A 23,848-nucleotide genomic window follows, 5' to 3' on the forward strand; every position below is an offset into this window, starting at 1 on the left:
TTATATATCTCGAATTTAACGTTTCGCTTTTTTAATAAACTTCATCAAACGTTTACGTTTACGCAATTGGTTTGGAGTAAGTTTATTTTTACGCCCCGCAAATGGGTTCGAGCCTTCTTGGAAAAGAAGACGAATTGGTGAGCCAATAATTTTCAAACTCTTACGATAATAATTAGATAAATAACGTTTATAAGAATCTGGTAATTTATCCATTTGGTTACCGTGCACCACTATAATCGGTGGATTGTAACCACCTGGATGGGCATATTTTAATTTAATTCGACGACCGCCAATCATCGGTGGTTGGTGCTCATCCGTTGCCATTTGCAAAATACGAGTTAAAAGCGAAGTTGTCATTTTTTGAGTCGCACAAGCATAGGCTTCTTTAATCGAATCAAAAAGATTACCCACACCACTTCCATGCAATGCGGAAATAAAATGCACGCGAGCAAAATCAATAAAATCTAAACGACGATCAAGTTCAGATTTCACACGGTCTTTCACATCTTGATCTAAACCATCCCATTTATTCACGACGATCACTAAAGAACGACCCGCATTTAAAATAAAGCCGAGTAAAGATAAATCCTGATCAGAAATGTTCTCTCTCGCGTCAATAGTCAATAACACAACATTAGCATCTTGAATCGCTTGCAAGGTTTTAATCACGGAGAATTTTTCCACTGCCAAATGCACCTTACCGCGTTTACGCACACCAGCCGTATCAATCAACATATATTGCTGTCCATCACGCTCCATTGGAATATAAATACTATCGCGTGTCGTGCCTGGCATATCGTAAACCACCACACGATCTTCACCTAAAATACGATTGGTTAAAGTGGATTTACCCACATTTGGGCGGCCAACAATCGCAATCTTAATATTTTTATCTTGATCTTCTTCCGATTCCTCTAACGCCTCATCAAGTAAGGCTGTATCTTCTTCTGAATCAAAATCGAATTCTTGTTCCCATTCGTCTTGTTCTTCCTCAGAAGTGCGGTCATTTTCATCGGGGTTTTCCATTTGTTCAGCAAAAGGCGCAAGTACTTGTTCCATTAACTGAGTGACACCACGGCCTTGTGAAGCAGCGATTTGCTCAATTTCCCCTAACCCCAACTGATAAAATTCAGCACAATGAGAATCCGCATCGATACCATCGGTTTTATTTGCTACCACAATCGTCGTTTTGTTTTGACGTTGGCGTAAGTAATTAGCAATACCAATATCAGCTGCCGTTAAACCCGCTCTAGCATCCACAAGTAAAAGAACAATATCGGCTTCATCAATAGCAAGCAAAGATTGCTCCGCCATTTTTTCTTCTACGCCCTCTTCGGTTCCATCAATACCGCCAGTATCAATAACGATAAAATCATAGCCAGCAATATGTGCGTGACCATATTTTCTATCGCGAGTTAAACCCGGAAAATCCGCGACTAACGCATCTCGTGTGCGAGTAAGGCGATTAAATAATGTGGATTTTCCCACATTCGGGCGACCAACAAGGGCCACAACTGGAGTTGCCATAAAAAATCTCTTATTTTGTCAAAAATGGTGGCTATTATATCGGAAGTTAAAGGATTGGTAAAAAATGATTTCATAAAGAAAAGAAAAAGCCACAGGATACAATCCTATGGCTTTCTAAACACTGTTTATTTATCTATAACTTAACGTTATAATAATCTCGCTTTCAAGGCTCCAACTTGAAAGCGAGTGTTGCGCTTTTTCGCAACGTTTGAAGAGGATAAGAAAATGATTAAACTCATTATCCTTGTCGTACTACTATTATTAGTGAGTTTACCGACTTACTAATAACACGACATACTAGGGAGTATGCAGCTCCCTAGTTCTTCAAATCTTAAAAGTTTACTTTATTTTTGTCAAGGATGAATAAATTTCAGATACAAAAAAAGCACCCTTAGGTGCTATCTTTATTTATCTTAATTGGCGGAATGGACGGGACTCGAACCCGCGACCCCCTGCGTGACAGGCAGGTATTCTAACCAGCTGAACTACCACTCCGAGATAAGATATTAATTTTAAATTGGCGGAATGGACGGGACTCGAACCCGCGACCCCCTGCGTGACAGGCAGGTATTCTAACCAGCTGAACTACCACTCCGCTAAGTGGTGCGTATCATAATGACGAACATAAATCTCGTCAATCTTTTTTTATTAAATTTTACTTACCTGCTTAAATTCCAAACGATTAATGCATATTATCATTGCCAATGCGTTTATCCCAAAGACAATTATTTCCACTTTTTTTATTAATCATCTTTAATAATTCTAAATGCGCTTGTAGCTCATCATCAGTAGGTTGAAGTAATTTTAAATTGTGCGCAAAATCAACCGCATTTTTTATTTCTTCCGCCGTTTTTTCTTGCTCAACATGAATAACTTCAGACTCAACAGATTCTTCTTCATCGAATAAATTTGTTTGTCCCCCCGTCATCATCAAATAAACATCCGCCAAGATCTCGGCATCCAGTAACGCACCGTGCAAAGTACGTTTGCTATTATCAATACCTAAACGATCACAAAGTGCGTCCAAATTATTACGTTTTCCGGGATACATCTGACGCGCCATTTGCAAAGTATCTGTCACCAAACAAATATCGTTAGTTTTCACATTAAGGTTGAGTTTACGAAATTCATAATCCATAAATCCAACGTCAAAGGGTGCATTGTGAATAAGCAATTCCGCACCATTAATATAATCCAAAAAATCTTGGGCAACGTCTTTGAATTCAGGTTTATCCGCTAACATTTCATCAGTAATACCATGAACTTTAATCGCATCAGGATCAACGGGGCGATCTGGTTTAATGTAAATATGGAAATTATTACCTGTGTAACGACGATTTATTAATTCAACTGCACCAATTTCAATAATGCAGTGTCCTTCATAATGCGCGCCAAGCTGATTCATACCTGTAGTTTCAGTATCTAACACAATTTGGCGATTGGGATTAATCATTTGTTCAACCTATCTCTTTCCATTAAAATACTTGCCATTCTACACAACAACCTTTTTGTTATGCAAAAACAGATTGAAATTTTTACTGATGGATCTTGCTTAGGTAATCCTGGCGCAGGGGGAATTGGCGCCGTATTGCGTTATAAACAGCATGAAAAAATGCTCTCCAAAGGCTATTTTAAAACCACCAATAATCGAATGGAATTACGCGCTGTCATTGAGGCATTAAATGCATTAAAAGAACCTTGCTTAATCACGCTTTATAGTGATAGCCAATATATGAAAAATGGCATAACAAAATGGATTTTTAACTGGAAAAAAAATAATTGGAAAGCAAGTTCTGGAAAGCCTGTAAAAAACCAAGATTTATGGATAGCCTTAGATGAATCCATCCAACGTCATAAAATTAATTGGCAATGGGTGAAAGGTCATGCAGGACACAGAGAAAATGAAATATGCGATGAATTAGCTAAAAAAGGGGCAGAAAACCCAACACAGGAAGATATTGGCTACATGGAAGAATAATATAGAAAAGTGGCATAGCATTCTATTCTCCAATACCTAAAAATATTTACAGGCAATACTCAAGCCTCAAAAACAGAACAAAAAACAGACAAAAATGTACGAAAAGTGTGATCTAGATCAGATTTCAAGAAAATTAAAATATTGAGGAATTGACATCAAAAAGAGAATTTGCTATGTTCACAACGTCTATTTATAGGCGGTTGGACAATCTTATATGAAAATAGTTCAATCATAGGTAGTAAACAACCATAAGGAATACAAATTATGAAAAAAACACTTGCAGCATTAATCATCGGTGCATTCGCAGCTTCAGCAGCGAACGCAGCTGTTGTTTATAACAACGAAGGGACTAAAGTAGAATTTGGTGGTCGTTTAAGCGTTATCGCTGAACAAAACAAAACCACTGTGAAAGGTCAAAAACATCAACATGGTGCATTACGCAATGCAGGTTCACGTTTCCATATTAAAGCTACTCATGACTTAGGCGATGGTTACTATGCATTAGGTTATTTTGAAACACGCTTTAGTTCTGGTGCAAAAAAATCTGACGATTTTGGTGATGTAAAAACTAAATTAGCTTATGTTGGTTTAGGCAAAAAAGAATTAGGTCAAGTTACTTTCGGTCGTCAAAAAACTATCGCTGATGTAATGGTAAGTGCAGAAGATAACGAATACGGTATTATCGAAAAGTCTAACTATGTTCCACATGAAGGCGCTTCAGCAGCGGCTTATACCTACCAAGGTATTGAAGGTTTAACATTAAGCACCAGTTATGTATTTGCACAAGAACGTCAGGGTGAAAATCCATTACCTAACCTAGTTCCAGGTGAAGTAGTCACTGGTGAAATCAGTAATGGTGTTCAAGTTGGTGCAAAATATGATGCAAACAACATTGTTGCAGGCATCGCTTATGGCCGTACTAACTATAAACATTCAGATCCAGACGATATTCAACAAACTAACGGTGCATTAGCAACTTTAGGTTACCGTTTCGATGATGCTGGTTTATTCGTATCTCTTGATGGCGGTTACGCAAAAATTAAAAAGAAATCAGCTAAACACGTGAAACGTTACTTCGTATCTCCAGGTTTCCAATTCGATTTAGTAAAAGATACCAGCAAAGTATATGGTAACTTCAAATATGAACGCGATTCAGTAGATCAAGGTTTAAAAGAACGTGAAGCTGGTGTATTATTTGGTGTAGATTACAAACTTCACAGACAAGTATTAACTTATGTTGAAGGCGCTTACATCAAATCCAAAAAAACTGACAAAGCAAACGTTACTGTATCTAAAGATAAAAAAGTGGGCGTAGGTTTACGCGTTTACTTCTAATCATTTGTTAGAAATACATTATTAAAAGCAAGGCGAATCAAAAGATTCGCCTTTTTATTTGTTCTAAAATCGAATAAAACAATCAAAAATCTTTTTAAACCCCTCAAGACAAATATAGATTTACAAAGTATCGTTGATTTTATAGCGATTAATTTCCAAAAATCCTTCTATATACAATTACAAAACTTTGCTAAACAACATTTTGAGGATTATGAGGAAAAGATATATCAAATCGGATAAAGAATGCCATTCCAAAGTAAAGAGAAAAATGTAAACCGAATACTATAAAATCAATTATCCCTTGTTGAACCGTTTATATACTTTGTAATATTAGGCGTTGAAAGAATATTTCATCAAACAAAAACGGCACAAACTTAAGCTTGTACCGTTTTTAAAGAAAGGAAATTATCTTGTTTTAATTTTGCTATAAGCTAATGCTATAACAAAAAATGCGGCTTGCAGAAGAATAATACAAGCACCAGTTGACGCATCAAAATGATAGCTCAATATTACGCCTATTAGGCTTGATGTAATGGAACTGACAATAGCAATCCATAACATTTTATCAAAAGATTTTGTGAGCGTAAGTGCTGTAATTCCTGGCGCAATTAACATTGCCACCACCAAAATAACACCTACCACTTGCATCGTGCTTACAATGGTTAAAGCAAGCAACATTAATAAGCCATAATGTAAAATCTTTGGAGAAAGACCTGCAACACGAGCATGACTTGGGTCAAAACAATAAAGCAAAAAGTCTTTACGTTTAAAAACAATCATACAAAAAATTATCGCAGAAATAACCGCACTTTGAATAAGCTCTTGATGGCTTACACCCAATACATTACCAAACAAAATATGCGTTAAATGCTGTTCTGTTTGAATTTTGGTGAACATAACAAGACCAATAGCAAACATTCCAGAAAATACAATGCCCATTGCTGTATCTTCTTTTATACGACTATTTTCTTTTAAATATCCCACGCCAAGCGAGCAAAAAATGCCTGAAAAAAATGCACCAATCGCTAAAGGAATTCCTGCCAAATAAGCAAGTACAATACCAGGTAATACGGCATGGGAAATCGCATCGCCCATTAATGACCAACCTTTCAAGACTAAATAGCAAGAAAGCAACGCACAAATAATTGAAACAATAAATGCAGTCAGCAAGGCATTTTGCATAAACTCAAATTGTAGCGGTTCTAAAAGACAATCAAACATTTTCTACCGCCTTTTTATTACGAGTGAGTAAACCATATTTTGGTGAAAATAAGAAAGCAGCCAAAAACAATATGGTTTGCAATGTGACAATCACACCGCCTGTGGCACCATCTAAATAATAGCTAATATAAACACCAACAAAACTTGTCATCGTCCCTAAAATAATCGCGATGATTGACAAGGTTTTGAATTTATCCGTCAGTAAATATGCCGTAGCACCCGGGGTAATGACCATCGCAATCACTAAAATCGCGCCGACAGTTTGCAATGCCGCCACCACACACGCACTTAATAAGGTGAAAAATAAGATTTTATAAAATAATGGAGACAGACCGACTGTAATCGCTTGAGTTTCATCGAAAAAAATCAGTAGTAAATCCTTCCAAAATAATAAAAGCAATACTAAACAGACGCCGATGATAATTGCCACTTGGTAAATATCTTCGTCAGCAATACCTAAAATATTGCCTAAAATGATACTTTGCACATTTACTGCGGTTGGATTTAAAGAAATGATCAATAGACCTAATGCAAAGAAAGTACTAAAAATAAATCCGATAATGGCATCTTCTTTCAGTTTAGAAATGGATTTAATCCAAAGAATGGAAAGTGCGGCTAAAATTCCGGCAAAAAATGCACCAAGCGCATAAGGCAAAGAAAAGGCATAAGCAATCGCGACACCAGGAACAACGGAATGAGAAAGTGCATCGCCAATCAAAGACCAGCCTTTAAGCATTAAATATGAAGACAAAAAAGCACAAATCCCACCAACTGCGGTACTCAAGATCATCGCCTTGAGCATATAATCATAGGAAAAAGGTTCTAATAATAATGCTAACATGCCTTAATCCTTCTCTTTTTTGACCGCACTTTTACAAGGACAGTCTTCAAAATGGCAATCCTGTGTTGTTGGCGCTGGAGGATCTTGCTTAGTTTCACCATAGAATACAACTGCTTTTTCATCATCCGTTAAGACGGTAACAGCGCGTTTATCTTCATCATTATGTAAATTTTCGCCTAATAATTTAATATGGCGCAATACCCCACCAAACACAATTTCCAAATTATGTTGGTTAAAGGTATCTTCCGTTTTCCCTGCTGCAATCACCGTACGATTAATCATCACCACTTGATCACAGAAATCAGGAACTGAGCCTAAGTTATGAGTTGAGACAAGAATCAGATGATCTTCGTCTCGAAGCTGTTGAAGAAGATCAACAATGGCATTTTCAGTTTTCACATCAACGCCAGTGAAAGGTTCATCCAATAAAATAATTGGACTTTGTTGTGCTAAAGCGCGGGCTAAAAACACGCGTTTTTTCTGCCCGCCAGATAACTCACCAATTTGACGATGCGCGAGATGTTCAATGTTCACTCGCTGCATCGCCTCTTGAACTTTTTGTTTATCAATCGCTTTCGGGATACGAAGGAAATTCATATACCCATAACGCCCCATCATCACGACATCATAAACTGACACCGGAAATTGCCAGTCCACTTCTTCAGATTGTGGAACATAAGCAACCAAATTACGTTTCAGTGCTTGGGAAATTGGCAAATCGCAAAGTTTGATTTCGCCTTGTTGTGGCTTCACAAGCCCCATTATGCTTTTAAATAACGTGGATTTACCACTTCCATTCACACCCACTAATGCACAAATAGTTCCACTGTTTAATGAGAACGTCATATTGTGAATAGCTGTGTGACCATTGTTGTAACGAACAGTTACATCATTAACCCAAATTGATGTCGAGAAAGAGTCCATTATTTTCCGAATCCTTTAACAATGGTTGATACAGTGACGTTAAGCAAATCAATATAAGTTGGCACAGGGCCTTTTTTCGCAGAAAGTGAATCAACGTACAATACGCCACCGTATTTTGCGCCACTTTCTTTAGCAACTTGTTGTGCTGGTTTTGCTGAAATTGTACTTTCACTAAACACAACAGGAATATTGTTTTTACGAACTAAATCAATCACTTTACGCACTTGTTGTGGTGTGCCTTGTTGTTCAGCATTAATTGGCCATAAGTAGCCTTCTTTTAAGTTGTAATCTTTCGCCAAATAACTGAAAGCACCTTCACTTGTCACAAGCCAGCGTTGAGCTTCTGGAATCTGTGCTAATTTTGCACGAAGTGGCTCATCAAGTTGTTTAATTTTTTGAGCATAGTCAGCAGCATTTTTTTCGTACACTGCTGCATTTTGTGGATCGTATTTCACCAATGCATTTTTAATATTTTCAATATAAATTAATGCATTAGATGGCGACATCCACGCATGTGGATTAGGCGCATCTTTATACGGGCCTTCATAAATAGACAATGGTTGAATACCTTCAGTCACCACTACTGCTGGTTTGTCTTTAATATTTTGGAAGAAACGTTCAAACCAACGCTCCAAATTTAAGCCGTTCCATAGAATTAAATCGGCAGATTGTGCTTTCACAATGTCTTTTGGAGTAGGTTCATATTCATGAATTTCAGCACCTGGTTTGGTGATAGATTCCACTGTAGCTGCATTACCCGCCACATTTTGTGCGATATCTTGAATCACGGTGAAGGTGGTGACGACTTTGAATTTTGCATTAGCCTGCATTGCAAATAAACCAAGTGCAAGTGCGGTCATAATTTTTAATGAATTTCGCATAAGATGTCCTTATAAAAAAGTATTAGATTGGATGCCTGAATAATCGCTCAACAGCTCAACAATTATTCATCACAGGTAATAGTACTATTTTTATTACGTTTTTCAAATGAAAATAATTATCAAACATTAAAGTTATTTTGATTTTTGAAAGCATAACAAAAAGTGAGATAGATTTTCCCTATGTTTTTAAGTGTTATATCATCGTGATAAGCTAAGTTTTCAAAAACTTTTATCCTTAATTTATTGATTTAATTACTGATACAAAAGTACAAATATTTTTCTGTTATTATAGTGACTTTTTCAAAAATTAAGTCTAGAATGTGGTAACCGTTATGAATTCATCTTTTTGAGGATAATATATGAAAAAAGTATTTTGGTTAGTATTGGGCTCAGTAATAGCCTTAACTGCCTGTGATGATAAACCTAAAACATCTGAACAAACTAAAACTACAGTGGAACAACCTGCTCAAAAGGTGGCTTCCCTAAACTATAAGCAGATTGCACTAGATAAATCTAAACAAGCAATAGACGCCTCTACGGAAGCGAAAGATAAATCTTTAAAAGCTAAAGAAGCGGTGAAAGTTGCAATGCAAAAGCAAGAAGAAGCACAGGTTCTTTTAAAGCAAGGTGGGGAAGATGCGCAAAGACTAGCTAAACAAAAAATGGATGAGTCTAATGCAGCAGCAAATTTAGCTTTGAAATTATCGGAAGAATCAAAAGCAGCTTCTACACTTTCAGTTCAGCTTTCTAAAGAAGCTGAGGATGCAGCTGACAAGGCTAATCAATAGGCTCAAACTTTTGATAAATATAGCAAGAGCTAATTCTTCTAGTAGCTATTGAAACTAAAAATGCGAGATGGGACAAGCTATCATCTCGCATTTTGTCGTGTATCATAAATACTACTTTGATAAATTCTTAATTAGCATATTAAAGCCCACTTCATCATAACCATCTTCATATTGATCTTCTCCTACTACATCACGAATTTTTCTTCCATTTAATGCCGTGCAGCCAAATTTCTCTAATTTATTTTTAGTAAAACTAGAACGATATGCAGAAGAAGAATTATTGAGACTAATTACACCGATGGTGGAACTTTTACATGGGTGTTTATTGATGAAAACAAGGTTATAACCAGATTCTCGAATGTATCCAGTCTTATTTACCACCGCATCAAAAATTTCATCACGCACTAATTTATTTGTATTTTTCATTAATACACTATGTTTTCCAGCTTGAATATTCGTAGCACTGATATTAGATAGTTGTCGAATTTCAGGTTTATTTAAAGAATGTTTAGCAAGTTTAACTAAATCCATAGGACTGGAAATATTGCTACTCGATAAACCAGAACTATCATGAAAACGAGTAGAATACATGCCTAATTGGCGAGCTTTTTCATTCATTTTATTAATAAATTGTACTCTGCTCATTCCTGCTGCACGAGAAAGCGCATGGGCGGCATAGTTATCAGAATGTACAAGCATCGCCTTTAATAATTCTCTGCAAGCCATCGGAACATTCATCGGTAATTTTGTGCTTGTACCTTTAATGTAATCACGATCGTCACTGGTTATCGCAATGGTGCAATTAGGATTTGTATTATTTTCTAGAAATACGTTCGCTGTCATTAATTTCGTTACAGAAGCAATAGGCTGAACGCTATCAGGCGCATGGCTTTCCAACACTCGATTATGCGTAAAATCATACACAACATAAGACTGTGCCACCGCAAAAGAAGGACACAAAGAAAAAATAAATAAAGCTTTTTTAAACATTATCGGTCACCTTAGAAAATAGTCTTACATTTTACCGCACTTTTTACGCTGTAATTGGAAATATTTGCGATCTAGATCGCAAAAAAGTGCGGTGATATTTTCCATCATTTTTCAATTCCGCTAGATTATGCGGTGACAAATCTGTACAATCGCCGTTCATTTTTTAATTGCGAATTTTTCGTTGTGAGTTTTTAATAAAAACACCAGCACAACGCTATCGCCACAATGTGTAATAACGAGGCTAAAATGTCAGAATTATTGTCAGTGCAATCAGATGCACCAGCTAAAAAAATTAATCTAATGGATTTAACGCGCCAACAAATGCGCGAATTTTTTAAAGAACTCGGCGAAAAACCATTCCGAGCAGATCAGTTAGTAAAATGGATTTATCATTTTGGCGAAGATAACTTCGACAATATGACAAACATTAATAAAAAATTACGTGAAAAACTTAAGGCTGTTGCAGAAATTAAAGCCCCAGAAGTTGCCGTTGAACAGCGTTCAGCCGATGGCACGATAAAATGGGCAATGCAAGTGGGCGAGCAGCAAGTTGAAACCGTGTATATCCCCGAAGCAGATCGCGCGACGCTTTGTGTATCTTCCCAAGTTGGCTGCGCCTTAGCTTGTACATTCTGTTCAACCGCACAACAAGGATTTAATCGCAATTTAACGGTTTCAGAAATTATCGGCCAAGTTTGGAGAGCCTCTAAAATTATAGGCAACTTTGGAGTGACTGGCATTAGACCAATTACAAATGTGGTAATGATGGGAATGGGCGAACCCTTATTAAATGTCGCTAATGTTATTCCTGCAATGGAGATTATGTTAGATGATTTTGCCTACGGTTTATCAAAACGTCGTGTCACTTTATCAACTTCTGGCGTTGTGCCGGCACTAGATAATTTGAGCAAAATGATCGATGTGGCTTTAGCTATTTCATTACATGCTCCAAACGATGAATTACGTGATGAAATTGTGCCAATCAACAAAAAATATAATATCAAAATGTTGATTGACTCGGTAAATCGTTATTTAAGCGTATCAAATGCAAACCACGGCAAAGTCACGATTGAGTATGTCATGCTCGATCATGTAAATGATGGCGTAGAACATGCTCATCAACTTGCAGAAGTATTAAAAAATACGCCTTGTAAAATTAATTTAATTCCATGGAATCCGTTCCCAGAAGCACCTTATGCAAAAAGCTCGAATACGCGTATTGACCGCTTCCAAAAAACCTTGATGGAATATGGCTTTACCGTGATTATTCGTAAAACGCGTGGAGATGATATTGATGCAGCTTGCGGACAGTTAGCAGGAGATGTTATCGATCGTACTAAACGTACGGCAATGAAACGCCAATTTAGACAAAATATTGGGGTGACAGAAGTTAATTAATATTCTAGGCATGTGAATTAATCAAGTTCACATGCCCTATGTTGTCATACAAATTAAAGCATATTAAATATTTCTTCCTGCCCTGTTAGTTAAAAGGAGAAAAAATGCAAAAAATAAGTAAACAACTCAGTGCGGTTATTTTCCCTTTCATTTTTTCTGCTTGCGTTTCTCAATCAACCATTAAAGATTTCAATCAACAATCTGCAGCGAAAGCTCGTGTAGAACTTGCACTCGGTTACCTTCAACAAAATAATCCTCAACTCGCTAAAATCAACTTAGATAAAGCACTTCAACACGATAAAGATTACTATCTCGTGCATTCAGCTCTTGCACATTATTATCAGCGACAAGGGGAAATAGAGAATGCACATCGTGAATATGAAATAGCTTTAAAGCTCAATAATCAACAGGGGGATTTACATAATAATTTTGGCACATTTTTATGTCGTCAAAAACAATTTGAACAAGCTCAACAGCAATTTCAACTCGCACTGAATTCACCTAATTATTATCATCAAGCAGATACATTTGAAAATATGGCTCTTTGTGCTTATTCCTCTCAAAAAATGGATATTTATCAACAAGCATTACAAAAATTGCGACAAACTGATAGTAAACGAGCGGAAAAGTTTAATACCTTCAAATAAAACATTGCCAAATCAAGCGTTGGACTTTAGAATTTAGCCTTTATTTATCGCATATTATTTGATTGAATTTATGAATCCAACAACTGAACAAGAACTTTCACCAGGTGAGATTTTTCGCCAAGCTCGTGAAAACTTGAATCTTTCTCTCGAAGACGTCGCCAAAGAAATTGCGCTGCGTCCTTCCATATTACAGCAACTTGAAAACAACGAATTTATTCAAAAATCTACCCCTGCAATCTTTGTAAAAGGTTATGTGCGTAGCTATGCCAAGTTCTTACGCTTACCCGATTCTGTATGGGAAAATATTACATTTGCAGAGAATGATAAAAACGATCTGAGTAAAAATGCTCGTTCAACTCGTGAAGCAAATCAATATTCATCGCACTCTCGTTGGGTCGGACGTTTATCTATCATTGTACTTATTTTAGTCCTTGGCATGACGGGACTTTGGTGGTGGCAAAGTTATCAGCAAAATAACCAAGAACGTGATGACTTAGTACAAAGCTATGTTGCTTCTACCGAAAACAATCAGCCAGCTGCAGCTCTTGTGACGACAGAAGAAAGCAATAAAACTGCACCAGAAACAACAGCCGCTGTCTCACAACCAGTAGAAATAACAAATAATGTGTTACCAGAAATAGCACAAGAAAATACCGTTTCACAAACAAAAAACGATGAAAAATCAGTTTTAGACACTCAAGGTGCGGTAGAAAATCCATCAATTTCTCCAGCAGCACCGACTGTAAAAGGAGACTTGATTGTAGAAATCTTAAATAATACGAGCTGGCTCAGCGTAAAAGATAAAAATCGCCGAGTATTAGCACAAAAAGAGTATAAAAAAGGTGAAGTATTAACTTTTAATGGAGATGAGTTTTCATTAATTGTTGGCGCACCAAGTAATGTACGTATCACCTATAAAGGCGAAAATTATCCACTAAAAGTGGATGGCCGCATTGCAAAATTCAAACTTTCACAACCTTAATAAGGAAAAAGATGTCAGCTTTTCAACCAAGCATTAAGCGTCGTGAATCGACAAAAATTTATGTAGGAAATGTACCAGTTGGTGGTGATGCGCCAATTGCCGTGCAATCAATGACAAATACTCGCACCACTGATGTGGAGGCGACAGTTACTCAAATTAAATCATTAGAACGTGTTGGCGCAGATATCGTTCGTGTATCCGTTCCAACAATGGATGCAGCAGAAGCATTTAAACAAATTAAACAGCAAGTGAATGTCCCTCTCGTAGCAGATATTCATTTCGACTATCGTATCGCACTAAAAGTCGCAGAATATGGAGTAGATTGTTTACGTATCAATCCAGGCAATATTGGTCGTGAAGATCGCATCCGTGCCGTTGTTGATTGTGCTCGTGACAAAAATATTCCGATTCGTATCGGCGTAAACGCAGGCTCTTTAGAAAAAGATCTGCAAGAAAAATACGGCGAACCAACACCAGAGGCATTATTAGAATCAGCATTACGTCATGTAGAAATTCTAGACCGTCTTAATTTCGATCAATTTAAGGTTAGTGTAAAAGCCTCCGATGTATTCTTAGCTGTGGAAGCTTATCGTTTACTTGCCAAATCTATCAAGCAGCCATTGCACTTAGGGATTACAGAGGCTGGTGGTGCGCGAGCAGGTTCGATTAAATCTGCAATAGGTTTAGGTATGTTACTTGCCGAAGGTATTGGTGACACATTACGTGTATCATTAGCTGCAGATCCCGTAGAGGAAATTAAAGTAGGTTTTGATATTCTTAAATCTTTACGAATTCGCTCTCGTGGCATTAATTTTATTGCGTGCCCAACGTGTTCTCGCCAAGAGTTTGATGTAATCGGTACAGTAAATGCGTTAGAACAACGCCTTGAAGATATTATTACACCAATGGATGTATCAATTATCGGTTGTGTAGTGAATGGTCCAGGTGAAGCACTTGTATCTGATCTCGGGGTAACCGGTGGTAACAAAAAAAGCGGTTATTATCTTAATGGCGAACGTCAAAAAGAACGCTTCGATAACGAAGATATTGTTAACCAATTAGAAGCAAAAATTCGTGCAAAAGTCGCACAACAAGATCCAAAAAACAGAATTATTTAAGGAAAGCTCGTGGCTAAAACTATTCAAGCAATTCGTGGAATGAACGATTGCTCCCCTACTGAATCTCCATTATGGCAATGGATTGAAGCGCAAGTACGCCAGGTATTAAACAATTACGGTTATTCCGAAGTGCGTATGCCAGTTGTAGAAAGCACGCCATTATTTGCTCGTGCAATCGGCGAAGTAACCGATGTTGTTTCAAAAGAAATGTACACATTTTGGGATAACAATGAACAATTAACCTTACGCCCTGAAGGCACTGCAGGTTGCGTGCGTGCCGCCATTGAACACGGTTGGATCTATAACAATGAACAACGCTTGTGGTATATGGGGCCAATGTTCCGTCATGAACGTCCGCAAAAAGGTCGTTACCGTCAATTCCATCAAGCCGGTGTTGAAGTATTCGGTATTGCGAATCCAGAAATCGATGCCGAATTAATCATACTTACCTATCGTTTATGGAAAGCATTAGGTATCGATCAACATGTTACACTTCAACTTAACTCAATTGGTTCTTTAGAAGCTCGAGCAAATTATCGTTCAACTTTGGTTGGATTCTTAGAAAACCATCAAGATTTAATGAGCGATGAAGAAAAAGATCGCTTGGTAAAAAATCCGCTTCGTATTTTGGACACCAAAAATCCAGAATTACAAAAAGTATTAGATAACGCACCAAAATTGCTTGATTATCTAGACGATGAAAGCCGTGAGCATTTTGAACAATTATGTTCATTATTAGATGCAGTGGGTATTCAATATGAAATTAATCCTAAACTCGTTCGTGGCTTAGATTATTACAACAAAACTGTATTTGAATGGGTAACCTCCGCTCTTGGTGCGCAAGGTACTGTATGTGGCGGCGGCCGTTATGACGGGCTAGTAGAACAACTTGGCGGACACGCAACCCCGAGCATCGGATTTGCAATGGGATTAGAACGTTTAGTCTTGTTGGTGCAAGAAGTTAATCCAAATATTCCTGTGAAAAGTGCGGTGGATATTTATGTTGTTTATCAAGGTGAAGGTGCAACATTAGCTGCTTTTGAATTAGCAGAAAAAGTACGCTCAGAATTACCGCACTTAAATACCATGTTGCACTGCTCTGGCGGTAATTTCAAAAAACAATTTAAACGTGCAGATAAATCTGGTGCAACATTGGCATTAGTTATCGGCGAAAGCGAAGTACAAAATAAACAAGTCGTTGTTAAACACTTACAAGGTGGTGCAGAGCAGCAAACCTTAGATTTAGTGAATATAATCGACTATATTCAAACTCAATTTTAATTTAAAAGGGGAAAAACATGGCTTATTCCATTGAAGAAGAACAAGAGATTAACCAGTTGAAAGACTGGTGGAAAGAAAATGGCAAAACAATTATTGTCGCTTTTATCTTAGGGGTTGGTGGTATGTTTGGATGGCGTTATTGGCAAGCGCACCAAGCAGAACAAATCGCTCAAGCTTCTGCTCAGTATGATGCGTTAATCTATTCTGCACAACAAGATGAACAAGCTAAAAAAGCAAATATAGAACAATTTGTGCAAGCTAACAGCAAAACTGCATACGCTGTCTTTGCTTTGTTAGATGAAACGAAAAAAGCGGTTGAAAAACAAGATTTTGCAGCTGCAGAACTAAACTTAAATCAAGCATTAACTCAATCTCAAGATGAAGTATTAACATCTATTGTTGCATTACGTCTAAGTGCGGTGCAATTTCAATTAGGTCAATTAGACAATGCGTTAACCACCTTAAATCAAGTGAAGGGTGAAAGTTTTAATGCTCGTAAAGCGCTCTTAACTGGCGATATCCAAGTCGTTAAAGGAGATAAAGTTGCGGCTAAAAGCAGCTTTGAGCAAGCACAACAAAGTGGTAGCCAATTAGAACAACAAATGGCCAAAATGAAATTAAACAATCTTTAAAAAATAATACCCGCATCAAAGTGCGGGTATTTTTTCAATCAAATTTCTAATTATTCAAATTCATCTAACCATTTCAATAAAATAGCCTCAAGAATTGCTTCATTTGACTTATTCGGATCATCATCAAAATCCTCAAGTTCACAAATCCATTTATGTAAATCAGTAAAACGAACTGTTTTGGGATCTAAATCCGGATTACGATCGTAAAGTTCTTCTGCAATTAATTGAGCATCAGTCCATTTCATTAGTGGGCAGCCTCATTCGCATGGTTAATGTTATATTTCGGAATTTCTATCACAAGATCTTCGTCTCCCACGACACATTGGCAAGATAAACGACTATCCATTTCTAATCCCCAAGCTTTATCCAACATATCTTCTTCTTGATCACTCGTTTCATTTAGAGAGTCAAACCCTTCACGGATAATCACATGGCAGGTTGTACAAGCACAAGAACCATCGCAAGCATGATGGATTTCCACCCCTGCATTATGTGCAACTTCTAATAAGTTATCACCTGCAGCCGCATCAACAACCATACCTTCGGGACAAAATTCTTCATTAGGTAAAAAAATCACTTTTGGCATAACACTTTCCTCAAAATTATTTAATAATCTGACCGCACTTTTACGGTTTTTCAATATCTGACAAATTTTTGCCTGTCAAAGCTTTATTAATTGATGCATTCATTCGACGTGCTGCAAATTCTTGAGTAGCGATATCCAAGGCTTTAATGCCTTGTGCAATTGCATCACGATCTGAACCTTGTTTTACATCCATTAATTGTTTTAACACACTTTCAATATGATGAAATTCTTCTGTGCTCAGCAATTCAGCCCCATCAGCTTGTAACGCAACAATCACACTTTCAATCACACGATCCGCTTCTACTCGTTGCTCGGCTAATTCACGAGCTTGCAAATCCTCTTGCGCATTATCAAAAGAAGATTTTATCATTTCGGTCACTTCTTCATCGGTTAAACCATAGGAAGGTTTAATTTGAATTGATGCCTGTACTTTCGTCGATTTTTCCATTGCAGTCACACTTAATAAACCATCTGCATCAACTTGATAAGTCACTCGAATATGAGCGGCACCCGCAGCCATTGCCGGAATACCTCGTAGAGTAAAACGGCCTAAAGAGCGACAATCATCTACCAGCTCACGTTCCCCTTGTACGACATGAACAGTCATTGCTGTTTGGCCATCTTTGAAAGTAGTAAACTCTTGTGCACGAGCCACAGGAATTGTTGTGTTACGTGGAATAATTTTTTCCACTAATCCACCCATCGTCTCAATGCCTAAAGAAAGTGGCACGACATCCAGCAACAACATATCAGAGTCAGTTTTATTACCGACTAAAATATCAGCTTGAATTGCGGCACCAAGTGCCACAACTTTGTCTGGATCAATGGAGGTCAGTGGTGTTTTACCAAAAAACTCACCAACTTGTTCTCGTACGTATGGCACTCGAGTTGAACCACCAACCATTACCACCGCTTGCACTTCTTCAGATTCAACGTTGGCATCTTTCAAAGCTCGGCGACAAGTTAACAATGAACGTTTTACAAGTGAATGAATCAACTCATTAAATTGTTCCCGTGAAATTTCTACTGAAAAATTCAACCAAGAAATCACCGCACTTTTCTCAGTACTTAAAGCAATTTTGGCTTGGCTGGCAAGGGTTATCAGTTCACGCTGTTGATTTGGAGTTTGTGGTTTTAGTTGGGTTTGTTCAACAACCCAATCTGCAATTAAATGATCAAAATCATCACCACCTAGCGCAGTATCGCCCCCTGTTGCTAGAACTTCAAATACACCTTTTGATAAGCGTAAAATTGAAATATCAAATGTACCACCACCTAAATCATACACCGCAATAATTCCTTCCTGCCCGCTATCCAATCCATAAGCGACTGCGGCTGCAGTGGGTTCATTCAATAAACGTAATACATTTAGCCCAGCTAAACGCGCAGCATCCTTAGTGCTTTGACGTTGGGCATCATCAAAATAAGCTGGAACCGTAATCACAACCCCAGAAAGCTCACCACCAAGGCGTTGTTCTGCAATATGATTTAAACGCGATAAAATATCTGAGGATACTTCAATTGGACTTTTTGGCCCCTGTGCCGTAACAATTAAAGGCAATCCATTTTCACTCGCCACAAATTCATAAGGCAAACTAGGATAACGAGACTGAACATCAGCAAGGCTACGACCAATTAAGCGTTTTACCGAAATTATCGTATTTTTTGGATCAAGTGAGGATTGTTCAAAGGCTTCTAAACCAACTTTCTTCTCTTCAACGCCATAATGAACAACAGACAGCACAAGACTGCGTTCTTGTTCATCATTAAGAATCACGGATTGACCACTACGCACGGATGCAACCAAAGAATTGGTTGTTCCCAAATCAATCCCAACGGCTAAACGATGTTGATGCGGTGCAGCAGCTTGTCCTGGTTCTGCAATTTGTAATAATGCCATATGATATTTTTCTACTGGTTATGCGACGGAATACGCCAAATCAAATTTATTTTTTTCTGCAAAGCTTGCTTGGTAATGTGTTTCAATATTGACTTCGTGTTTTTGACGTTCATCAATCGCTATTTTTCTATCTTCGCTTAAATCAGGCGTGAATACAAAAATTTGATTACCATCCAATTGTTTCACATCATCTTGCCAATTTTGCCAGAATAGATCTTGATAAAAAGCCTCTAAATCACCATTCAATGCCCAAGCTAAAAATTCTGTATAAGTAAAATTTAAATTATGCCAAGTAAGATCTTTTGGTGAAAAATAATAAATTTTGCCAAGGTTATCGCCTAAGGAACCACCATTTAATGCAAAGTAACCGCCTATCACATCATCAGCAACCAATAAATACTTTGGTTTTTCACCAGACTCACTAAAAGACTTACTAAAATTCCAATCCATCAATCCACGCGGTAATTTAAAACTTCCTGAACCTAAAATACGCAACCAACCATGATGAATTAAAATTCCACCTGTTTCATAAATCACTGCCCCCATTGGTGATGACGTAGGCATTTGCATGGTAAAAAGTTCACGTTCTGCACTTGATTGATCTTTTTTAATGACATAACAATGATTACGTGCACTTTCAATCCATTGGGAAAGTATAGGCCAAGCAGAGTTTTCTGGAGATATTAGTTGTTCGAGAGTTTGCATAATATCAAGGGATATTGAGATATAGATCTATTACAGTTCAAAAAGGCGTTCTTCTACACGTTCAATTTCTTCAGAAAGCTTACGAGTAAAACGTAATTTATCACACTGTTGAGATGCTTTCGTCCATTGTTGGGATGTCAGACTCTCAGAAAGCGCGGTCAATAATGACTGAGTTTCTTGTTTAATTTCTTTCGCAAAAGCGTTTAATGCTTGTTCATCTTTCTGATCTTCAAGTTCTTCTAGTTGTTCTCGCCACTGTAACTGTTGCATTAAAAACGCCACATCTTGCGTACTTTTTTGTTCAAGATCTATCTGTTCACCAGTATTAAGCGCAATAATAGCTTCTGCTCGCAAAATTGGGTCTTTTAACGTTTTTAAGGCATCATTCACTTCGGTGGATTTTTGCATCGCAACGCGTTGTTCTAACGCACTACTTGACACAAAATTATCTGGATGTAGCGCCTTTTGTAATTCTAAATAACGTGTATTTAGCGCCTTCTCATCTAACTGAAAATCAGCGGGTAAATCAAAAATTTGAAAAGGATTTAACATCAGATTATTACCTTAAACATGGAAACTTTCACCACAGCCACAAGATTCTTTTACATTTGGATTATTGTATTTGAAGCCTTCATTTAAGCCTTCTTTCACATAATCCAACTCAATACCATTGAGATAAACTAAGCTTTTTGGATCAACAATAATATTCACACCGTGCTGTTCAAAAACTTGATCTTCTTCATTTAAGACATCGACAAACTCAAGCACATAAGCTAAGCCAGAACAGCCTGATGTTTTCACTCCTAAACGCAAACCAATGCCTTTGCCACGATTATCCAAAAAAGCTTTCACTCGTTGAGCGGCTTTTTCTGTTAATGTAATACTCATATATCCCCCAAAACCACTAAAAGTGCGGTCAAAACCGACCGCATTTTTTCATATTATTCGCCTTTTTTGGATTTGTAATCAGCAATTGCCGCCTTAATTGCATCTTCCGCTAAAATAGAACAGTGAACTTTCACTGGTGGCAATTCTAACTCTTCTGCAATTTGGCTATTTTTTATAGCGCCTGCTTCTTCTAAAGATTTACCTTTCACCCACTCTGTAATTAATGAACTAGATGCAATAGCAGAACCACAACCATAAGTCTTGAATTTTGCATCTTCAATAATGCCGTTATCATTAACTTTAATTTGTAACTGCATTACATCACCACAAGCTGGCGCACCCACCATACCAGTACCAACATTGCTATCTTTTTTATCCATAGAACCCACATTTCGTGGATTTTCATAATGATCGATTACTTTTTCGCTATAAGCCATTTTAACTTTCCTTTTTTAAATCATTGAGAAACGCCATTTAATAATAGCAGTTAAATCCTAGTGAGCTGACCACTCAATTGTACTAAGATCGATACCTTCTTTAAACATATCCCATAATGGAGATAATGCACGAAGTTTTTCCACCGCACCTTTTACTAAATTAATGGTGTAATCAATTTCTTCTTCAGTGGTGTAACGACCCAATGTAAAACGAATTGAACTGTGTGCCAATTCATCATTTAAACCAAGTGCACGTAACACATAAGATGGCTCTAAGCTAGCTGATGTACAAGCAGAACCAGAAGATACAGCAATATCACGCAAGGCCATCATTAAAGATTCACCTTCAACATAGTTAAAGCTAATATTTAAATTACTATCTAAACGGCGCTCCATTGAGCCATTTACGTAGGTTTCTTCAATATCTTTTAAGCCATTATACAAACGATCACGAAGAGCTTTTAAACGTGGCATTTCTGATGCCATTTCTTCTTTTGCAATTCGATAAGCCTCACCCATTCCCACGATTTGGTGAACAGGTAATGTACCTGAACGCATTCCGCGCTCATGACCACCGCCATGAATAATCGCTTCTAAACGAATACGTGGTTTACGACGAACGTATAACGCACCAATACCTTTAGGTCCATAAAGTTTATGGCTAGACATAGATAATAAATCAACAGGCAACTCTTCCAAATTAATCGCAACTTTGCCCACACTTTGAGTTGCATCCACGTGGAAGATCGTTTTATTTGCACGACAAAGCTCACCAATAGCTTTAATATCTTGCAACACGCCAATTTCATTATTGGCATGCATAATTGAAACTAAAATAGTATCGGGGCGAAGTTCGGCTTTAAATTTTTCTAAATCAATTAAACCATCAGACTCGGGGGATAAATAAGTTACTTCAAAACCTTCGCGCTCTAATTGACGACAAGTATCTAATACGGCTTTATGCTCGGTTTTGCAAGTGATGATATGCTTGCCTTTAGTTTGGTAAAAGTGTGCAGCACCTTTAATTGCAAGGTTATCTGATTCTGTCGCACCAGAAGTAAACACAATTTCACGAGAATCGGCACCAATAAGATTGGCAATTTGATTACGAGCCACATCAACCGCTTCTTCTGCTTGCCAACCAAATTTATGCGAGCGAGAAGCTGGGTTACCGAATGTACCGTCAATGGTTAAAAATTCCATCATTTTCTTCGCAACACGCTCGTCCACAGGACAAGTTGCTGCATAATCTAAATAAATAGGTAATTTCATTTTTCACTCCTAAATCATTCTAAATTTGACCGCACTTTTAATGCATTTTGCACTGTACGGACTACTTTCCTTTATTGATTAACAATTAATAAATTCTCAAAATCGCTATGAGTTTGGCGTTTTGACTCACGTTTACTCACCAATTCAGCCAAAGTAATTTCATTGAGAAAACTTTCAATGCGATTACTCAGATCTTCCCACAATGTATGAGTTAAACATTCTACGCCATTTTGACAATTTCCACGACCAAGACATTTGGTCACATGAATATTTTCATTTACCGCTGAAATAATCATTCCCACTGAAATTTGGTCACTTGGTAAACCTAGTTGATAACCTCCACCAGGTCCTCGAACACTTTTTACTAATCCATCACGACGTAATTTAGCAAAAAGTTGTTCTAAATAAGATAACGAAATATGTTGACGTTCAGAAATATCTGCAAGGCTCACAGGACCTTTTTCTGCATTTAAAGCGATATCTAAAACCGCAGTGACTGCATAACGACCTTTCGATGTAAGTTTCATAAAGTGTTCCTAAAAAGTGATGTTGAAATATTTACATATCCTACTAAATCAGTCAATTAATCTAAATCAAGATCAATCCGTTTTTCGACCGCACTTAGCATGCCATTTAAAATATTTAATTCATTTTTTTCAAGTTGAGCGCGATAATATAAACGCTTTAATTTATGCATAACACCTTGATTTTGAATGAATCCTAGTGACTGATATACACGCTCAGTATGCTCAAAAAAATAGGCGAATTGTTCTGCTGTTGGATAGCTTTGTTCTATTAAAGAAAGTGAATTTTCCTTCTTATCTTGAGCTAAAAATGCCATACGCAATTCATAGCTTACCAACTGTACCGCCATTGCTAAATTTAAAGAAGAATAATCAGGATTAGCCGGAATATTCAAATGGTAATGACATTTCAACAATTCTTCATTCGTTAATCCAATACGTTCACGACCAAACACAATAGCTATCTTGCCTTCATACGCTACAACTTTCTCCGCGCATTCTCGAGGCTCGATCAATGTACTTTGCAAATGACGTAAACGAGCACTTGTTCCAATCACCAAAGAGCAATCATAGGCAGCTTCATCAAAACTATCGACAACTCTAGCATTTTTTACAATATCTTCTGCGCCAGCTGAAAGAGCATAAGATTGTTCATCAACGGATTTTGGTGAAACAAGACAAAGCTGGGTCAATCCCATTGTTTTCATTGCTCTAGCAGCAGAACCAATATTACCGCTATGCGAAGTTTCAATTAAAACAATACGAATATTTTCCAACATAATGATGCCCGACTAAAATTTAAGGGTATTCTACCACAATAACCGCTAAAAATAGTCAAGAATTTAAGCAAATTAAAGAAATTTAAGATATTAGAGATGAATAATAAAAATAAGAATGGTGGGTTGTGAGAGGCTCGAACTCTCGACCAACGGATTAAGAGTCCGAACCAGTTATAATAGATATTAATCAATAATAAATTATAAATCAACCACT

General features: G+C 37.3%; 27 protein-coding genes and 2 tRNA genes. 10 read left to right on the forward strand and 19 right to left on the reverse strand.

What is annotated here, in order from left to right:
- Positions 1–15 precede the first annotated feature (15 nt).
- Positions 16–1,527 (reverse strand): ribosome biogenesis GTPase Der, encoded by a 1,512-nt coding sequence (gene der, locus AC6H0A_RS04840; RefSeq protein ID WP_005640757.1) that lies wholly within the window; start codon positions 1,525–1,527, stop codon positions 16–18.
- Between the two features lie 225 nt (positions 1,528–1,752).
- Here der and AC6H0A_RS04845 point away from each other — a divergent pair, with 225 nt between their 5' ends.
- On the forward strand, positions 1,753–1,812 hold the full coding sequence (locus AC6H0A_RS04845; RefSeq protein WP_371316042.1) for a hypothetical protein: 60 nt from the start codon (positions 1,753–1,755) through the stop codon (positions 1,810–1,812).
- Positions 1,813–1,945: 133 nt separating this feature from the next.
- On the opposite strand, the gene AC6H0A_RS04850 is transcribed toward AC6H0A_RS04845, so the two are convergent.
- The 3 genes from AC6H0A_RS04850 to dnaQ all read right to left on the reverse strand — a co-directional run bounded on the left by AC6H0A_RS04850 (position 1,946) and on the right by dnaQ (position 2,980).
- Positions 1,946–2,022 (reverse strand) — tRNA-Asp (locus AC6H0A_RS04850).
- 23 nt (positions 2,023–2,045) lie between these two features.
- Positions 2,046–2,122: transfer RNA gene (locus AC6H0A_RS04855), tRNA-Asp, on the reverse strand.
- Positions 2,123–2,209: 87 nt separating this feature from the next.
- The gene (gene dnaQ / locus AC6H0A_RS04860; RefSeq protein WP_005640755.1) at positions 2,210–2,980 is read right to left on the reverse strand and encodes a DNA polymerase III subunit epsilon; all 771 of its coding nucleotides are present in this window, start codon (positions 2,978–2,980) and stop codon (positions 2,210–2,212) included.
- Positions 2,981–3,040: 60 nt separating this feature from the next.
- On the opposite strand from dnaQ, the gene rnhA reads away from it, so the two are divergent.
- Positions 3,041–3,505: a ribonuclease HI gene (gene rnhA / locus AC6H0A_RS04865; protein ID WP_070047010.1), complete on the forward strand. Its 465-nt coding sequence runs from the start codon at positions 3,041–3,043 to the stop codon at positions 3,503–3,505.
- A gap of 264 nt (positions 3,506–3,769) precedes the next feature.
- Positions 3,770–4,840, forward strand: a complete 1,071-nt coding sequence (locus tag AC6H0A_RS04870) for a porin (RefSeq protein ID WP_005640752.1) — start codon at positions 3,770–3,772, stop codon at positions 4,838–4,840.
- A 405-nt stretch (positions 4,841–5,245) separates the two neighbouring features.
- Here AC6H0A_RS04870 and AC6H0A_RS04875 read toward each other — a convergent pair whose 3' ends face one another.
- The 4 genes from AC6H0A_RS04875 to AC6H0A_RS04890 are packed head-to-tail and all read right to left on the reverse strand — an operon-like array spanning position 5,246 to position 8,707.
- The gene (locus AC6H0A_RS04875; RefSeq protein ID WP_005640750.1) at positions 5,246–6,061 is read right to left on the reverse strand and encodes a metal ABC transporter permease; all 816 of its coding nucleotides are present in this window, start codon (positions 6,059–6,061) and stop codon (positions 5,246–5,248) included.
- A complete protein-coding gene (locus AC6H0A_RS04880; RefSeq protein ID WP_005640748.1) occupies positions 6,054–6,902 on the reverse strand; it encodes a metal ABC transporter permease in 849 nt (282 codons plus the stop codon). Before AC6H0A_RS04880 ends, AC6H0A_RS04875 begins: the two co-directional genes overlap by 8 nt.
- Positions 6,903–6,905: 3 nt before the next feature.
- A complete protein-coding gene (locus AC6H0A_RS04885; protein WP_005640745.1) occupies positions 6,906–7,826 on the reverse strand; it encodes an ATP-binding cassette domain-containing protein in 921 nt (306 codons plus the stop codon).
- Positions 7,826–8,707, reverse strand: coding sequence for a metal ABC transporter substrate-binding protein (locus AC6H0A_RS04890; protein ID WP_005637458.1), 882 nt, complete (start codon positions 8,705–8,707; stop codon positions 7,826–7,828). Before AC6H0A_RS04890 ends, AC6H0A_RS04885 begins: the two co-directional genes overlap by 1 nt.
- Before the next feature lie 359 nt (positions 8,708–9,066).
- Between AC6H0A_RS04890 and AC6H0A_RS04895 the strand changes: the two genes are divergently transcribed.
- On the forward strand, positions 9,067–9,495 hold the full coding sequence (locus AC6H0A_RS04895; RefSeq protein ID WP_005640743.1) for a hypothetical protein: 429 nt from the start codon (positions 9,067–9,069) through the stop codon (positions 9,493–9,495).
- A gap of 111 nt (positions 9,496–9,606) precedes the next feature.
- Here the strand turns inward: AC6H0A_RS04895 and AC6H0A_RS04900 are convergent, their stop codons facing one another.
- On the reverse strand, positions 9,607–10,485 hold the full coding sequence (locus AC6H0A_RS04900; RefSeq protein WP_179230851.1) for a D-alanyl-D-alanine carboxypeptidase family protein: 879 nt from the start codon (positions 10,483–10,485) through the stop codon (positions 9,607–9,609).
- Positions 10,486–10,731: 246 nt separating this feature from the next.
- On the opposite strand from AC6H0A_RS04900, the gene rlmN reads away from it, so the two are divergent.
- From rlmN to AC6H0A_RS04930, 6 genes are all read left to right on the forward strand, one after another.
- Complete coding sequence (rlmN, locus tag AC6H0A_RS04905; RefSeq protein ID WP_044232413.1) at positions 10,732–11,883, forward strand: dual-specificity RNA methyltransferase RlmN; 1,152 nt, start codon at positions 10,732–10,734, stop codon at positions 11,881–11,883.
- Between the two features lie 104 nt (positions 11,884–11,987).
- Complete coding sequence (gene pilW / locus AC6H0A_RS04910) at positions 11,988–12,530, forward strand: type IV pilus biogenesis/stability protein PilW (RefSeq protein WP_005640737.1); 543 nt, start codon at positions 11,988–11,990, stop codon at positions 12,528–12,530.
- Positions 12,531–12,600: 70 nt separating this feature from the next.
- On the forward strand, positions 12,601–13,512 hold the full coding sequence (locus AC6H0A_RS04915; protein WP_005640734.1) for a RodZ domain-containing protein: 912 nt from the start codon (positions 12,601–12,603) through the stop codon (positions 13,510–13,512).
- Between the two features lie 11 nt (positions 13,513–13,523).
- The gene (ispG, locus tag AC6H0A_RS04920; protein ID WP_005640731.1) at positions 13,524–14,630 is read left to right on the forward strand and encodes a flavodoxin-dependent (E)-4-hydroxy-3-methylbut-2-enyl-diphosphate synthase; all 1,107 of its coding nucleotides are present in this window, start codon (positions 13,524–13,526) and stop codon (positions 14,628–14,630) included.
- Positions 14,631–14,639: 9 nt separating this feature from the next.
- Entirely contained in the window at positions 14,640–15,911 is a 1,272-nt protein-coding gene (gene hisS, locus AC6H0A_RS04925) for a histidine--tRNA ligase (protein WP_005640728.1), read from the forward strand.
- Positions 15,912–15,928: 17 nt separating this feature from the next.
- Positions 15,929–16,543: a YfgM family protein gene (locus tag AC6H0A_RS04930; RefSeq protein ID WP_005640726.1), complete on the forward strand. Its 615-nt coding sequence runs from the start codon at positions 15,929–15,931 to the stop codon at positions 16,541–16,543.
- Between the two features lie 50 nt (positions 16,544–16,593).
- Here AC6H0A_RS04930 and iscX read toward each other — a convergent pair whose 3' ends face one another.
- From iscX to trmJ, 10 genes are all read right to left on the reverse strand, one after another.
- Positions 16,594–16,788, reverse strand: coding sequence for a Fe-S cluster assembly protein IscX (iscX, locus tag AC6H0A_RS04935; protein WP_005630102.1), 195 nt, complete (start codon positions 16,786–16,788; stop codon positions 16,594–16,596).
- On the reverse strand, positions 16,788–17,129 hold the full coding sequence (fdx, locus tag AC6H0A_RS04940) for an ISC system 2Fe-2S type ferredoxin (protein WP_005640724.1): 342 nt from the start codon (positions 17,127–17,129) through the stop codon (positions 16,788–16,790). The genes iscX and fdx overlap by 1 nt, the downstream gene beginning before the upstream one ends.
- 40 nt (positions 17,130–17,169) lie before the next feature.
- Positions 17,170–19,029 carry a Fe-S protein assembly chaperone HscA gene (hscA, locus tag AC6H0A_RS04945; RefSeq protein WP_005640722.1) on the reverse strand — a complete coding sequence of 620 codons (1,860 nt, stop codon included), beginning with the start codon at positions 19,027–19,029 and terminating at the stop codon, positions 17,170–17,172.
- 18 nt (positions 19,030–19,047) lie between these two features.
- Positions 19,048–19,734, reverse strand: coding sequence for a DUF2625 domain-containing protein (locus tag AC6H0A_RS04950; RefSeq protein WP_005640720.1), 687 nt, complete (start codon positions 19,732–19,734; stop codon positions 19,048–19,050).
- A 30-nt stretch (positions 19,735–19,764) separates the two neighbouring features.
- Positions 19,765–20,286: a Fe-S protein assembly co-chaperone HscB gene (hscB, locus tag AC6H0A_RS04955; protein ID WP_005640719.1), complete on the reverse strand. Its 522-nt coding sequence runs from the start codon at positions 20,284–20,286 to the stop codon at positions 19,765–19,767.
- Positions 20,287–20,298: 12 nt separating this feature from the next.
- Positions 20,299–20,622 carry an iron-sulfur cluster assembly protein IscA gene (iscA, locus tag AC6H0A_RS04960; protein WP_005626961.1) on the reverse strand — a complete coding sequence of 108 codons (324 nt, stop codon included), beginning with the start codon at positions 20,620–20,622 and terminating at the stop codon, positions 20,299–20,301.
- Between the two features lie 53 nt (positions 20,623–20,675).
- Positions 20,676–21,059, reverse strand: coding sequence for a Fe-S cluster assembly scaffold IscU (gene iscU / locus AC6H0A_RS04965; RefSeq protein WP_005626962.1), 384 nt, complete (start codon positions 21,057–21,059; stop codon positions 20,676–20,678).
- A gap of 57 nt (positions 21,060–21,116) precedes the next feature.
- Positions 21,117–22,331, reverse strand: a complete 1,215-nt coding sequence (locus tag AC6H0A_RS04970) for an IscS subfamily cysteine desulfurase (protein WP_005640717.1) — start codon at positions 22,329–22,331, stop codon at positions 21,117–21,119.
- A 71-nt stretch (positions 22,332–22,402) separates the two neighbouring features.
- The gene (gene iscR, locus AC6H0A_RS04975) at positions 22,403–22,858 is read right to left on the reverse strand and encodes a Fe-S cluster assembly transcriptional regulator IscR (RefSeq protein ID WP_005630093.1); all 456 of its coding nucleotides are present in this window, start codon (positions 22,856–22,858) and stop codon (positions 22,403–22,405) included.
- A gap of 56 nt (positions 22,859–22,914) precedes the next feature.
- A complete protein-coding gene (gene trmJ / locus AC6H0A_RS04980; protein ID WP_005640714.1) occupies positions 22,915–23,634 on the reverse strand; it encodes a tRNA (cytosine(32)/uridine(32)-2'-O)-methyltransferase TrmJ in 720 nt (239 codons plus the stop codon).
- Positions 23,635–23,848: the final 214 nt, after the last annotated feature.

The sequence above is a fragment of the Haemophilus sp. THUN1692 genome (assembly GCF_059704395.1).